General features: G+C 57.0%; 6 protein-coding genes and 2 tRNA genes. 5 read left to right on the top strand and 3 right to left on the bottom strand.

Features of this window, described 5'->3' with window-relative positions; genetic code table 11:
- Positions 1 to 21: 21 nt before the first annotated feature.
- The 4 genes from recC (at position 22) to recD (ending at position 11,799) form a co-directional block, all read left to right on the top strand.
- Complete coding sequence (gene recC / locus FHW74_RS08930) at positions 22 to 3,396, top strand: exodeoxyribonuclease V subunit gamma (protein WP_183170095.1); 3,375 nt, start codon at positions 22 to 24, stop codon at positions 3,394 to 3,396.
- A 149-nt stretch (positions 3,397 to 3,545) separates the two neighbouring features.
- On the top strand, positions 3,546 to 6,434 hold the full coding sequence (ptrA, locus tag FHW74_RS08925) for a pitrilysin (RefSeq protein WP_183170094.1): 2,889 nt from the start codon (positions 3,546 to 3,548) through the stop codon (positions 6,432 to 6,434).
- Positions 6,431 to 9,973 (top strand): exodeoxyribonuclease V subunit beta, encoded by a 3,543-nt coding sequence (gene recB, locus FHW74_RS08920; protein WP_183170093.1) that lies wholly within the window; start codon positions 6,431 to 6,433, stop codon positions 9,971 to 9,973. The genes ptrA and recB overlap by 4 nt, the downstream gene beginning before the upstream one ends.
- Positions 9,970 to 11,799: an exodeoxyribonuclease V subunit alpha gene (gene recD / locus FHW74_RS08915; RefSeq protein ID WP_183170092.1), complete on the top strand. Its 1,830-nt coding sequence runs from the start codon at positions 9,970 to 9,972 to the stop codon at positions 11,797 to 11,799. The genes recB and recD overlap by 4 nt, the downstream gene beginning before the upstream one ends.
- Positions 11,800 to 11,808: 9 nt before the next feature.
- Here the strand turns inward: recD and argA are convergent, their stop codons facing one another.
- Entirely contained in the window at positions 11,809 to 13,140 is a 1,332-nt protein-coding gene (argA, locus tag FHW74_RS08910) for an amino-acid N-acetyltransferase (protein WP_183170091.1), read from the bottom strand.
- A gap of 231 nt (positions 13,141 to 13,371) precedes the next feature.
- On the opposite strand from argA, the gene amiC reads away from it, so the two are divergent.
- Positions 13,372 to 14,634 (top strand): N-acetylmuramoyl-L-alanine amidase AmiC, encoded by a 1,263-nt coding sequence (gene amiC, locus FHW74_RS08905; RefSeq protein ID WP_183170090.1) that lies wholly within the window; start codon positions 13,372 to 13,374, stop codon positions 14,632 to 14,634.
- 85 nt (positions 14,635 to 14,719) lie between these two features.
- On the opposite strand, the gene FHW74_RS08900 is transcribed toward amiC, so the two are convergent.
- Both FHW74_RS08900 and FHW74_RS08895 read right to left on the bottom strand, forming a co-directional pair.
- Positions 14,720 to 14,796: transfer RNA gene (locus FHW74_RS08900), tRNA-Met, on the bottom strand.
- Positions 14,797 to 14,888: 92 nt separating this feature from the next.
- Positions 14,889 to 14,965, bottom strand: a tRNA-Met gene (locus FHW74_RS08895).
- Positions 14,966 to 14,982: the final 17 nt, after the last annotated feature.

Here is a 14,982-nt window from a genome sequence, read left to right as displayed (position 1 = left end):
GTTATCTGATGAGGTATTTACATGTTGCGGGTTTACCACTCGAATCGTCTGGATGTGCTTGAGGAGCTCATGGAGTATCTCATTGAGCAACAGCCTCAGCCCGATCCCTTCGATCCGGAAGTGGTGCTGGTGCAAAGCACCGGGATGGCGCAATGGCTGCAAATGACCCTGGCAAAAAAGTTTGGTATCGCAGCGAACATTGAATTTCCGCTGCCTGCCAGCTTTATCTGGGATATGTTCGTGCGGGTACTCAAGGATATTCCCCCGGAGAGCGCGTTCAGTAAACAGAGCATGAGCTGGAAACTGATGACGCTACTGCCGCAAATGCTCGAACGCCCGGAATTCGCCATGCTTCGTCACTACCTTGAAGATGACGCGGACAAACGGAAGTGCTTCCAGCTCGCTGTACGCATCGCGGATCTGTACGACCAATATCTGGTTTATCGGCCCAGTTGGCTTGCCCGTTGGGAGGCGGATGAGCGTGTAGAGGGCATCGGCGAATCACAGCAATGGCAGGCGCCGCTCTGGAAAGCGCTGGTCGAATTAACCCATCAGCTGAATCAGCCGCAGTGGCATCGTGCCAATCTTTATCAGCGTTTTATTTCCACCCTGGAGACAGCGACGGAGCGCCCCGCGGGTTTGCCTGAGCGGGTGTTTATTTGCGGCATTTCCGCTCTGCCGCCGGTCTACCTGGAAGCGTTGCAGGCGTTGGGTAAACATATTGATATCCACTTGCTGTTCACCAATCCGTGCCGCTACTACTGGGGTGATATTAAAGACGCCAGCTATCTGGCGAAATTGCTGAGCCGCCAGCGCCAGAGAACCCGTAGCGATGAAAATACGCCGCTGTTTCAGGACAGCGCGCTGGCCTCATCGCTTTTTAACGCCAACGGCGAGCAGGAGACGGCAAATCCGCTGCTGGCCTCATGGGGCAAACTGGGGCGCGATTATCTGTTTTTGCTTTCCGGCCTGGAGCGTTTCCAGGAGCTTGACGCCTTTGTCGATGTCACGCCGGATAATCTGCTGCATCGTATCCAGTGCGATTTGCTGGAGCTGGAAAACCATGCGGTGGCAGGCGTCACGCTGGAAACTTATGAAAATAGCGCAAGCAAAAGGCTGCTCGATCCTGAGGATCAAAGCCTGACGATCCACGTATGCCATAGTCCCCAGCGTGAGGTGGAAATCCTGCACGATCGATTACTGAAAATGCTGGAAGACGATCCCGAGCTCACGCCGCGGGATATCATCGTCATGGTGGCGGATATCGACAGCTACAGCCCGTTTATTCAGGCGGTATTTGGCGCGGCGCGCGATAATCGCCGGATCCCCTACGCGATTTCCGACCGCCGGGCGCGGCAGGCGCATCCGGCGCTTCAGGCCTTTATTTCCCTGCTTTCTTTACCGGATAGCCGTTTCACCGCAGAAGACGTGCTGGCGCTGCTGGAAGTCCCGGCGCTGGCGGCGCGTTTCTCAATCGATGAACAGGGGTTGCGCTATCTACGCCAGTGGGTCACCGAAGCCGGTATCCGCTGGGGGATGGATGATGACAACGTTCGCGAATTCGACCTGCCGGCAACGGGTCAACACACCTGGCATTTCGGCCTGACCCGTATGCTGTTGGGCTATGCCATGGAGAGCCGCGTCGGGGAATGGCAGTCAATCCTGCCGTATGATGAGTCGAGCGGTTTGATTGCCGAACTGGCAGGTAATCTGGCAGACCTGCTGATGCAACTGAACATCTGGCGCGCGGGACTCAGCCAGGACAGGCCGCTGGTGGAATGGCTGCCGGTGTGTCGCGATCTGCTGCAAAGCCTGTTCGATCCGGATAGTGAAACCGAAGCGGCCATAACGCTGATCGAACAGCAGTGGCAAGCCATGATCGAGCAGGGTGTGGCCTCCCGCTACGGTGAAGAGGTGCCGCTGAGCCTGCTGCGTGATGAGATCTCGTCGCGTCTCGACCAGGAGCGCATCAGCCAGCGTTTCTTAGCCGGGCCGGTGAATTTCTGTACGCTCATGCCGATGCGTTCCATCCCGTTCAAAGTTGTCTGCCTGTTAGGTATGAACGACGGGGTTTACCCGCGTACGCTGTCACCGCTGGGGTTCGATCTGATGAGCGATAAACCGCTCAAGGGGGATCGAAGCCGCCGCGATGACGATCGTTACCTGTTCCTTGAAGCGCTGATTTCCGCGCAGCATCAGCTCTACATTAGCTACATTGGCCGTTCGGTGCAGGACAATGCGGAGCGCTATCCCTCGGTGCTGGTGGAGGAACTGGTGGATTACGTGGCGCAAAGCCATTACCTGCCCGGTGATGCCTCGCTCAATTGCGATGAAAGCGCCCGCCGCGTTAAGCAACACATTACGCGCCTGCACCCGCGTACCCCCTTCGAGCCGGAAAATTTTCGTGTTGGAGATGAGCGGCAGAGCTATGCCCGTGAATGGCTGCCCGCTGCCTGCGGAGAAGGGCAGGCGCAGCCTTCGTTTATCCATCCGCTGACGCCATTTGAAACTACGGAAATCACTCTGGAGCAACTGGCGCGTTTCTGGCGTCACCCGGTGCGGGCGTTCTTCCAGATGAGGCTGCGGGTGAATTTCCACGCCGAAGAGGTGGAGTTAATGGACACCGAGCCTTTTACCCTCGACAGCCTAGATAAATTTTATCTCAATCAGGATCTGCTCACGACGTTGGTGGAACAGCAGGATCCGGAACCGCTGTTCCGCCGCTATAAAGCCGCCGGCTCGCTGCCGTATGGCCCCTTTGGTGAACTGTTCTGGGAAGAGCAACTGGCGGAAATGCAAACCATGGCCGATGAGATCATCGCCCTGCGCTGCGAGAGTGAAAACATGGAAATCGACCTTCATCTCGACGGGCATCGCCTTACCGGCTGGCTGCCGCAGGTTCAGGCAGACGGTCTGCTGCGCTGGCGGCCTTCGGTATTGCGGGTTGAACATGGTATGCAACTTTGGCTGGAGCATCTTGTCTATTGTGCCTGTGGACGTGACGGCAGTAGCCGGTTGTATGGGCGAAAATCCACGCGCTGGCATTTCCCGCCAATGGACGCGGAGCAGGCGAAAGGGTATTTGCTGATGTTAATCGAAGGCTATAAGGCCGGCTTAACCGAGCCCTTGATCGTCTTGCCGCAGTCCGGCGGTGAATGGTTAAAAGCCTGTTATGACAAAGAAACGGATACCATCTTGTGGGATGACGAAACCCAGCAAAAGGCGCGCAACAAGCTGATTCAGGCCTGGACCGGTAGTTACAATATTGAAGGCGAAGGGGCGGATATGTGGTATCAACGCCTGTGGCGCACGCTGGAGCCAGAATACTACGATGCCATTATCGAGCAGGCGCAGCGTTATTTATTGCCCTTATTTCGTTTCAATCAAACAGAATGACTGTATAAAAATTGCACAGTCGAAGGCGTTCATTTACTATGCGCATCTCATCCAGACAGGGGTGCGACGATTACGGGTAAAACCGTCATAACAAGACATTGAATTGATGATGAATAGCACAAGAGGTTTCGTGATTATGAGGTTCGTGAATGCCTAATTGCCGCACCTGGTTAGCCGCGCTTTTCTTTTCCGTTGCCCTCTGGGCACCCGTCAGCCAGGCGGATACGGGCTGGCAACCGATTCAGGAAACCATCCGTAAAAGTGAAAAAGATCCCCGTCAATATCAGGCGATTCGCCTGGATAATGGCATGGTGGTGCTGTTGGTTAACGACCCGCAGGCAGTCAAATCGCTGTCTGCGCTGGTGGTGCCGGTCGGTTCGCTGGAAGATCCGAAAGATCACCAGGGGCTGGCGCATTACCTGGAACACATGACGCTGATGGGATCGAAAAAATATCCCCAGCCCGATAGTCTCGCTGAATTTTTGAAGATGCACGGCGGCAGCCATAATGCCAGCACCGCGCCTTATCGCACCGCGTTTTATCTGGAAGTGGAAAACAACGCGCTGGAAGGCGCCGTGGATCGTCTGGCGGACGCCATCGCCGAGCCGACGTTGTCGAAAGCCTATGCGCAGCGCGAGCGAAACGCGGTGAATGCCGAACTGACCATGGCGCGCTCGCGAGACGGTATGCGTATGGCTCAGGTCAGCGCAGAAACCATCAACCCTGAACACCCCGGATCGCAGTTTTCCGGCGGTAACCTGGAAACGTTAAGCGATAAACCGGGCAATCCGTTGCACGACGCACTGGTGGCGTTTCGCGATACCTGGTATTCCGCCAATCTGATGAAAGCGGTGGTTTACAGTAACAAACCGCTACCCGAACTGGCGCGTATTGCGGCGCAAACCTATGGGCGGGTACCGAATAAAAATATCGAAAAGCCGACTATCGACGTGCCGGTGGTGACCGATGCGCAAAAAGGGCTATTTATTCACTATGTGCCAGTGATGCCGCGCAAAGTGGTGCGCATTGAATTTCGCATCAACAACAACACCGATAAATTTCGCAGTAAAACCGATGAGCTGATTGGCTACCTGATCGGCAACCGCAGCGCCGATACTCTGTCTGACTGGCTGCAAAAGCAGGGGCTGGCTGAAGGCGTGCGCGCCGATTCCGATCCTATCGTCAATGGCAACAGCGGGGTTTTCGCTATCTCCGTGACCCTGACGGATAAAGGGCTGGCAAACCGCGACGAGGTCGTCGCAGCGGTATTCAGCTATATCAATTTATTAAAAAACCAGGGCATTGATAAACGTTACTTCGATGAACTGGCGCATGTCCTGGATCTCGATTTCCGTTACCCGTCTATTTCCCGTGATATGGGCTATGTAGAGTGGCTGGCGGATACCATGATCCGCGTGCCTGTCGCCCATACCCTGGATGCGGTCAATATTGCCGATCGCTTCGATCCGCAGGAAATCAACGCGCGCTTAACCATGATGACGCCGGAAAACGCCCGCATCTGGTATATCAGCCCCAATGAACCGCACAACAAGAAAGCTTACTTTGTGGAAGCGCCGTATCAGGTTGAAAAAATCCCTGCTACGACGCTGGCGAACTGGCAGCAAAAAGCGCAGTCCATCAAGCTACAACTGCCGGAGCTGAACCCCTATATTCCTGACGATTTTACGCTGATCAAGGCGGATAAGTCGTATAAGCATCCGCAACTGCTGGTCGATGAACAGGATTTGCGCGTGGTGTATATGCCGAGCCGCTATTTCGCCAGCGAACCGAAGGCGAATATCTCGGTAATTCTGCGCAATCCGCAGGCGATGGATAGCGCCAAAAACCAGGTGCTGTTTGCGCTGAATGATTATCTTGCCGGTCTGGCGCTCGACCAGCTTAGCAATCAGGCTTCTGTTGGCGGTATCAGTTTTTCTACTAACGCCAACAATGGCCTGATGGTCAATGCGGATGGTTATACCCAGCGTTTGCCGAAGCTGTTTTTAACGCTGCTTGAAGGGTATTTCAGCTTTACGCCGGACGAGCAACAACTGGCGCAGGCGAAATCCTGGTACGCCCAGATGATGGATTCGGCTGAGAAGGGTAAAGCCTACGATCAAGCGATTATGCCGGTGCAGATGCTTTCTCAGGTGCCGTATTTCCAGCGCGAAGAGCGTCGGGCGCTGCTGCCGTCGATTACCCTTGCCGATGTGCTTAGCTACCGTGAACAGCTGAAAGCCAACGCCCGCCCTGAGTTTTTGGTGGTGGGGAATATGGCCGCGCAACAGGTTACCGACCTGGCGCGCCAGGTGAAAACCCAACTGGCGACCCACGGCAATGAATGGTGCCGTAACAAAGACGTTGTGGTGGATAAAAAGCAGCAGGCGATCTTTAACAAAGTCGGCAGCAGTACCGACTCCGCGCTGGCTGCGGTTTTTGTCCCCACAGGCTACAGCGAGACGGTCAGTTCGGCGTATAGCGCCATGCTGGGGCAAATCGTCCAGCCATGGTTCTATAACCAGTTACGCACGGAAGAGCAGTTAGGCTACGCGGTGTTCGCTTTCCCGATGGGCGTAGGCCGCCAGTGGGGTATGGGCTTCCTGCTGCAAAGCAGCGATAAACAACCCGCGGCGCTGTGGGCGCGCTATCAGGCGTTCTTCCCCACCGCTGAAAAACGGCTGCGGGAAATGGACAACGCCACCTTTGCGCAAATTCAGCAGGGCGTGATTAATCAAATGCTGGAAGCGCCGCAAACTCTGGCGCAGGAAGCGTCAATCGTCAGCAAAGATTTCGATCGGGGCAATATGAAGTTTGATTCACGTGATAAAGTAATTGCCGAAATTAAACTGCTGACGCCCCAAAAACTGGCCGATTTCTTTCATCAGGCCGTGGTTGCTCCTCAGGGCATGACGATTCTGTCGCAGGTTTCCGGCAGCCAGAGCAGCAAGCCGGATTATGCGAAGCCTGAGGGTGGCAAGATTTGGGACAGCGTGAGTGCGTTGCAACAATCTTTGCCCCTGTTAAGCGAGAAACCATGACCGATGAGACCGTGCAGCCCCTTGATCCACTACGTTTACCGCTGGTTGGTGAACGGCTGATCGAAGCGTCTGCCGGTACAGGGAAAACCTATACCATTGCCGCGCTCTATTTGCGGCTGTTGCTGGGGCTGGGCGGTGACGCCGCCCATCCGCGCATCCTGATGCCGGAATCCCTGCTGGTAGTGACCTTTACCGAAGCGGCTACGGAAGAGCTCCGTGGCCGTATCCGCACCAATATCCATGAGTTGCGTATCGCCTGCCTGCGCGGGCATACCGCCAATCCGCTGTTTCAGCGTCTGCTGGCAGAAATCCCCGATCTGAACGATGCGGCTCAGGCCCTGCTGCTGGCGGAGCGCCAGATGGATGAGGCCTCGATTTTCACCATTCACGGCTTTTGCCAGCGGATGCTCAATCTCAACGCGTTTGAATCCGGGATGCCGTTTGAGCAAAAGCTGATCGAAGATGAATCCCTGCTGCGCTATCAGGCGTGCGCGGATTTCTGGCGTCGCCACTGCTATCCGTTAGACAAATCCGTGGCGCGCCCGGTAAGCGAGTTATGGCAGGGGCCCCACGCCTTACTGCAGGACATCAACAGTTATCTGCAGGGCGAAGCGCCGCAGTTGAAAGCGCCGCCTGCAGAAGACGAGACTATTGAAAGCCGCCATAAAAAAATCGTCGAGCGGCTTGAGCGCGTTAAAAACCTGTGGCGCGCGGCGGCAGAGGATATTGGCCCGCTCATTGCCGACTCCGGTGTGGATAAGCGCAGTTACAGCAGCCGCAATCTGCCTAACTGGCTGGATAAAGTTAACGCCTGGGCCTGCGAAGAGACTCAAACCTATACATTGCCGGATGCGCTGGAAAAATTCGCTCAGTCGACCCTTGATGAGAAAACTAAAAAGGGCGAGCCGCCGCGCCATGCGCTATTTAGCGAAATCGATGCGCTGTTGGCGGAGCCGCTGTCGTTGCGCGATCTGGTTTTAGCCCGCGCCATCAAAGAGATTCGCTATACCGTGGCGATGCAAAAACGCCGTCGCGGCGAGCTGGGTTTTGACGATATGTTAAGCCGCCTTGATGAGGCGTTGCATCAACCGGGCGGCGAGGCGTTGGCCGAGGCGATACGCGCCCGCTATCCGGCGGCGATGATCGATGAATTCCAGGATACCGACCCGCAGCAATACCGTATTTTCCGCCGCATCTGGCATAAGCAGCCGGATACGGCGCTGCTGTTAATTGGCGACCCCAAGCAGGCGATTTACGCGTTCCGTGGCGCGGATATCTTTACCTATATGCGCGCCCGTGGAGAAGTTAGCGCTCACTATACGCTTGATACTAACTGGCGTTCCGCGCCAGGTATGGTGGCGAGCGTTAATCAACTGTTCAGCCAGCTCCCACAGCCGTTTATGTTCAAAGACATTCCTTTCCTGAAGGTTAAGGCCGCCGAAAAGAATCACGGCTTGCGCTTTGAACTCAACGGCCAGGCTCAGTCGGCCATGCGCCTGTGGTTAATGGATGGCGAAGGCGCAGGCGTGAGCGAGTACCAACAAACTATGGCGACCCTCTGCGCCGGGCAAATTCGCGACTGGCTGGATGCGGGCGCGCAGGGCAAGGCGCTGCTGTGCGATAACCATAAGCAACGACCGGTTCAGGCATCCGATATCACGGTGCTGGTGCGTAACCGCATTGAAGCCGCCGTGATCCGCCAGGCGCTGGAAGCGCTGAACATTCCTTCGGTATATCTCTCCAACCGCGATAGCGTATTTTCGACTCAGGAAGCGCTTGATTTGCTGTGGGTGTTGCAGGCGATCCTGAATCCGGAGCTGGAAAGCGCGTTGCGCAGCGCTATCGCCACCAGCATGCTCGGCCTGAACGCCGCCGCTATCGACGCCATCAATCAGGATGAAGAGGCCTGGGATACGCTGGTGGAAGAGTTTGACGGCTACCGGCAAATCTGGCTGGCACGCGGTGTGATGCCGACGATCCGCGCGCTGATGGTCGAGCGGCGCATTGCCGAAAACCTGCTGGCGACGCCCGGTGGCGAGCGTCGCTTAACCGATCTGCTGCATTTGACGGAGCTGTTGCAGGAAGCCTCTGCGCAACTCGACAGCGAACCGGCGCTGCTGCGCTGGCTGTCCCAACATATCGCCGAGCCAGATGCCAACGCCTCCAGCCAGCAGCTCCGGCTGGAAAGCGACAAACATTTAGTGCAGATCGTCACGGTGCATAAGTCGAAAGGGCTGGAATATCCGCTGGTCTGGCTGCCGTTTATCGCCGATTACCGCGAGCAGAAACAGGCGTTTTATCACGATCGCGCTACGTTCGCGCCGGTGCTGGATTTGGATAACAGCGAGGAGAGCCTGGCGCTGGCTGAAGCCGAGCGTCTGGCGGAGGATTTGCGGTTACTGTACGTGGCGTTGACCCGCTCTGTCTGGCATTGCAGCATCGGTATTGCGCCGCTGTTTAAAGGCCGGGGCGGGAAAAAAGGCGATACCAGCCTGCATCAAAGCGCGTTGGGCCGGTTGATCCAGGGCGGTGAACCGCAGGACGCCGCCGGGCTGCGTCGCTGTCTCGAGGCATTATGCGGCGACGATATCACGCTGGAAATTGCCGCCGAACCTGATATGCAACCCTGGCAGCCACCGCAGCCGCCCGCCCTGCAACTGGACGCCCGTGAGCCTAAGCGTGAAGTGAAAGACAGTTGGCGAGTCACCAGCTACTCCGCGCTCCAGCAGCACGGCGGCAGCGCCGCGCAGCTGCTGTTGCCGCGGCTGGATATCGATGCCGCAGGCAATCGCGTTGAAACCGTCAGCCTGGATATGACGCCGCACACCTTCCCGCGCGGCGCGTCGCCGGGCACTTTTTTACACGGCCTGTTTGAAAATCTCGATTTTACCGCGCCGATCGATTCCGCCTGGCTTGCGGAACAGCTACAGCTGGGCGGATTCGATGGCGACTGGGCCGGGGTGTTTTCCGGCTGGTTCGAGGCGATTTTAGCCGCGCCGCTCACCGACAGCGGTGCCAGCCTTAATCAACTCGGCGCCAAGGATAAGCAGGTTGAGCTGGAATTTTATTTACCCATCGACACCGATCTTGATCCCCGGCGGCTCGACGCGATAATTCGTGGTTACGATCCGCTCTCCGCGCCGTGCCCGCCGCTGGATTTCCGCCAGGTACGCGGGATGCTCAAGGGCTTTATTGATTTGGTGTTTCGCTGGCAGGGGCGTTATTACCTGCTGGACTACAAATCGAACTGGCTGGGTGAGGGCAGCGAAGCCTATACCCGCGAGGCGATGGTGCAGGCGATGCAGTCCCACCGCTACGATTTGCAGTACCAGTTGTATACCCTGGCGCTGCACCGCTACCTGCGCCACCGGCTGCCGGATTATCACTACGAGCGGCATTTCGGCGGCGTGATTTACCTGTTCCTGCGCGGTGTGGACCCGAGCCAGCCGTCAAACGGGATTTTTACCATCCGGCCGGATGCCCGGTTAATCGATGAAATGGATGCGCTGTTTGCAGGTCAGGAGCTGGCGACGCAATGAAAATGGATAAATTACTCCACCAGGCCCAACAGCTGAAATTGCTGCGTCCGCTGGACGTTCAGTTCGCGTTTATGGTGGCCTCGGCCGAAGAGCCCGCAGTGATGCTGGCAGCGGCATTAGTCAGTCGCGACGCAGGCGAAGGGCACGTTTGTATGCCCCTGAGCCGGTTAAACCCCGACGACGCGGCAGGTTTGCGGCGCGACCCGCTCTGGCAGACGCTGTTTGAGGCGGCGGGCAATCCGGGCGACTGGCGCGGCCTGCTGCTTGGCAGCCATGCGGTGAGTGAGGGCGAAGAGCCGACGCCGCTTAAGCTGGTGGGAGAATGTCTCTATTTGCATCGCATGTGGCGGCATGAAAAAGCCGTTGCGGCGTTTTTCCGCGAGCATAACCGGGTAATGACGGTGGACGGCTCGCGGGTTGCGGAAGTATTAAACGGGTTATTTGCTTCTGCGGAAGTGATTGACTGGCAAAAGGTTGCTGCTGCGGTGGCGTTGACCCGCCGGATATCGGTGATTTCCGGCGGGCCGGGCACCGGGAAGACGACCACCGTGGCGAAGCTGCTGGCCGCGCTGGTTCAACTCAATGATACGCCGCCGCGCATCAAACTGGCGGCCCCCACCGGGAAAGCCGCGGCACGGTTGACGGAATCGTTAGGCTCCGCGCTGGCGAGTTTACCGCTCAGCGATGCCCAAAAAGCGGCGTTCCCCGACGATGCCAGCACCCTGCACCGTCTGCTGGGCGTAACGCCGGGCCGTCAGCGGGCGCGCCATCATGAATCCAATCCGCTGCATCTGGATGTGCTGGTGGTGGATGAAGCCTCAATGATCGACCTGCCGATGATGGCCCGTTTAATCGCCGCGCTGCCGCCCCACGCGCGGGTGATTTTCCTGGGGGATCGCGATCAACTGGCGTCAGTGGAAGCGGGCGCGGTGCTGGGCGATATCTGCCACTACGCCCATGACGCCTATACGCCGGAGCGCGCTGCCGAGCTGAGCCAACTGACCGGCTGTTTGGTACCGCATTCCCGCTCCACCGCCGCGTGCGAGTTGCGCGACGCGCTGTGCCTGCTGCGCACCAGCTACCGCTTCGACAGTTCATCCGGTATCGGGCAACTGGCGCAGGCGGTGAACTGTAGCGACCATCACGGCGTGAATCAGGCTTTCGCCAACGGTTTCGCCGACATCTGCCAGAAGCCGCTCAACGGTGGCGAAGATTATGTGGCGATGATTGAAGACGCGATTGCCGGTTACGATCGTTATCTGAAGCAGGTGAATGCGCAGGCCGAACCGGCGGATATTCTGCGCGAGTTTAGCGAGTTCCAACTGCTGTGCGCGCTGCGCGAAGGGCCCTATGGCGTCAGCGGGCTTAACGAGCAGCTTGAACAGGCATTAGTCCGTAAGCGCAGAATTACCCGGTCGGCACATTCCAAATGGTATGAAGGCCGGCCGGTGATGATATCCCGTAACGACAGCGCGCTCGGGCTGTTTAACGGCGATATTGGCGTGGCGCTTAATCGCGGGCAGGGGCTGCGGGTCTGGTTCCCGCTGCCGGACGGAACGATTAAATCGGTGTCGCCCAGCCGCATGCCGGATCACGACACCGCCTGGGCGATGACCGTGCATAAATCCCAGGGATCGGAATTCAAACATGCGGCGCTGATTCTGCCCAATCAATACGCGCCGGTGCTGACCCGCGAACTGGTGTATACCGCCATTACCCGCGCCCGGGAAAAGCTATCGCTGTATGGCGATGAACGGGTGCTGCGCCAGGCCGTTACCGCCCGTACCGAGCGGCGCAGCGGGCTGCTGACGCATTTCTCGCAGTAGTGAAAGGGATTATGTCAGGTCTGCCATCAGCACCTTTGAGCGCCGCTGATAGTTGTACATCTCTTTTTTGCTTTCCGGCAGGGAATCAATATCCACCGGCGTAAAACCGCGCTCCTGGAACCAGTGGATGCTACGCGTGGTCAGCACGAACAGTTTGCTCAGGCCGAGCTGTTTCGCCTGGCTGGCGATGCGCTCCAGCAGCACTTCGCCGCGTGACGAACTGCGGTAATCCGGATGCACTGCCACGCAGGCCATTTCGCCAATTTTCTCTTCCGGGAAGGGGTAGAGCGCCGCGCAGGCAATGGTCAGGTTATCGCGCTGGATAATGGTGAACTTGTCGATCTCCATTTCCAGCTGTTCACGGGAACGGCGCACCAGAATGCCCTGCTGCTCCAGCGGACGGATCAGCTCAAGGATGCCGCCGATATCGTTAATGGTGGCGCGACGAATTTGTTCGGCGCTTTCCATAACGATTTGCGTACCGATGCCATCCCGGGAAAACAGCTCCTGCAACAGCGCGCCGTCTTCCTGATAGCTAATCAGGTGGCTGCGCCGCACGCCGCTGCGACAGGCTTTCACCGCGCCGCGCAGGAAACGCACCGTGCCGGAATGGTAATCGCCTGCGGCTTCCAGCTCATCGATCCGCGCCTGGGCGTCATTGGGGAACAGTTCGGAAATAATATTCCCTTCGCTGTCGGTCACGCCCTGAGATGAGCAAAAGCCGATCATTTTTTCCGCTTTTAATTTGCTGGCGATCTGTGTGGCGATCTCTTCCGAGGTGAGGTTAAAGCTTTCTCCCGTCACGGAGACCGCCACCGGCCCCATCAGGACAATTGCGCCGTTGTCTAACTGGCGGTTAATCGCTTCATCATCAATACGGCGAATACGTCCGCTGTGGCAGTAATCCACGCCATCATCCACGCCTAACGGCTGGGAGATAATAAAATTACCGCTGACCACGTTGATATGCGCGCCCTGAAGCGGCGTATTGCTGAGGCTCATCGAGAGGCGCGCGGTGATATCAAGCTGCAACAGCCCGGCCGCTTGCTTAACCAGCTCCAGGGTTTTGGCGTCAGTGACGCGGGTATGCTTGTGGTAAACCGGCTCGCAATGGTGCGCTGCAAGGTTGGCATCGATTTGCGGACGGGCGCCGTACACCACCACCAGGCGGATACCCAGACTGTGCAGTAGCCCTATGTCATTAACAATACTGGAGAAATTGTCATGCTCAATGGCCTCACCGCCCAGCATGATGACAAACGTTTTCCCCCGGTGGGTATTAATATAAGGGACAGAATGACGAAAACCCTCGACCAACTCGGTTCTACGTTCCTTCACCACGGCAAACCCTCTCAGTGCATTATTATTCGTAAATAATGTATTTTTATTCTTTTATTGGCTGTGGCGCAAGCGGCTTTTTTATCCAGGCGCTACCCACGCTATTCTTAAACAACCCGCATGCTCACAATGTTTACCCTTTTATAGATGACAGGCCGGACGCCATTCGCTAAAGTTTTTGGTCCAGATTTTAAGTTGTTATGCCAGTGACAGATTTTAGTGCTCGGGAGAGGCATGTCGGATTCCAGTAAATTATTTAGTCGCCGCCAGTTAATCAAAGGGGCAGGCGCGATGTGGTTATTAAGCGTAAGCCAGCCTGGCTTTGCCGCGAGCAGCCAGGTGATCGCCGTTCGCGTGTGGCCCGCTTCCTCTTATACCCGCGTCACGGTGGAATCTAACCGGCAAATTAAATACCGCCAGTTTGCGTTGAGCAACCCGTCGCGCGTGGTGGTGGATCTTGAAGGCGTGAACCTTAACTCGGTGTTGAAAGGGGTGGGCAACCAGATCCGTAGTGATGATCCCTTTATCCAGTCAGCACGCGTCGGTCAGTTCGATCCGAAAACCGTACGTATGGTTTTCGAACTCAAACAGAACGTGACGCCGCATCTGTTTGCGCTGGCGCCGGTCGCCGAATTTAAAGAGCGACTGGTAATGGACCTCTATCCGGTGAATGCCAACAGCGAGCAGGATCCGCTGCTGGCATTGCTGGAGGACTACAACAGCGGCGAGCTGGACAAGAAGGTGCCGCCTGCCGGAACCAGTAACACCGGGCCGCAACCCGGAAAAGCCGGGCGCGACAGGCCAATCGTTATCATGCTCGACCCGGGGCATGGCGGAGAGGATCCCGGCGCCATCGGGAAATATAAAACGCGGGAAAAGGACGTGGTGTTGCAAATCGCCCGTCGTCTGCGCGCGCTCATTGAAAGAGAGCCTAATATGAAGGCTTATATGACGCGCAACGAAGACGTGTTCATCCCGCTGAAGGTACGCGTCGCCAAAGCGCAGAAGCAGCGCGCCGATCTGTTTATCTCGATACACGCCGATGCGTTTACCAGCCGTGAGGCGCGTGGCTCTTCGGTGTTTGCGCTATCGACCAAAGGGGCGACCAGTACCGCCGCGCGGTATCTGGCGCAAACCCAGAACGCCGCTGACCTGGTGGGTGGGGTAAGCAAAAGCGGCGATCGCTATCTCGATCACACCATGTTCGATATGGTGCAGTCCCTGACGATTTCCGACAGCCTGAAGTTTGGTAAAGAAGTGCTGAACAGAATGGGCAAAGTGAACCGGCTGCATAAGAACCGGGTCGATCAGGCCGGGTTTGCGGTATTGAAAGCGCCGGATATCCCGTCGATTCTGGTGGAAACGGCATTCATCAGTAACATCGAAGAAGAGCGTAAACTGAAGACCGCTGCCTTTCAGCAGGAAGTGGCGGAGTCGATTCTGGCGGGGATTAAAGCCTACTTTACCAGCGAGGCAACGCTGGCGCGGCGCGGATAGATCCTGATGCCGCGGCGCTTGCGCTGCGGTAATGGGCTTTTTCAGACGTCAGAAACAAAAAAACACCCGGATGGGTGTTAGATGTTGGTTGCGGGGGCCGGATTTGAACCGACGACCTTCGGGTTATGAGCCCGACGAGCTACCAGGCTGCTCCACCCCGCGTCCGATTCTGCTGCGCATTTCAAATCACATGTGCGTTGGCTTTCCTGTGATTCGAACTGCTTTGCAGAATGATTACTGCATTAAATTTTAATTGGTTGCGGGGGCCGGATTTGAACCGACGACCTTCGGGTTATGAGCCCGACGAGCTACCAGGCTGCTCCACCCCGCGTCCGATTCTGCTGCGCA

It is taken from the genome of Atlantibacter sp. RC6 (genome assembly GCF_014193285.1).
Classification (GTDB): domain Bacteria; phylum Pseudomonadota; class Gammaproteobacteria; order Enterobacterales; family Enterobacteriaceae; genus Atlantibacter.
This window is presented reverse-complemented; position numbering and strand designations above follow the sequence as displayed.

Excerpts from the sequence above, each read along its gene's own strand:
- recB (WP_183170093.1), top strand. The coding sequence starts at position 6,431 with ATGACCGATGAGACCGTGCAGCCCCTTGATCCACTACGTTTACCGCTG.
- recD (WP_183170092.1), top strand. The coding sequence starts at position 9,970 with ATGAAAATGGATAAATTACTCCACCAGGCCCAACAGCTGAAATTGCTG.
- recC (WP_183170095.1), top strand. The coding sequence starts at position 22 with ATGTTGCGGGTTTACCACTCGAATCGTCTGGATGTGCTTGAGGAGCTC.
- amiC (WP_183170090.1), top strand. The coding sequence starts at position 13,372 with ATGTCGGATTCCAGTAAATTATTTAGTCGCCGCCAGTTAATCAAAGGG.
- ptrA (WP_183170094.1), top strand. The coding sequence starts at position 3,546 with ATGCCTAATTGCCGCACCTGGTTAGCCGCGCTTTTCTTTTCCGTTGCC.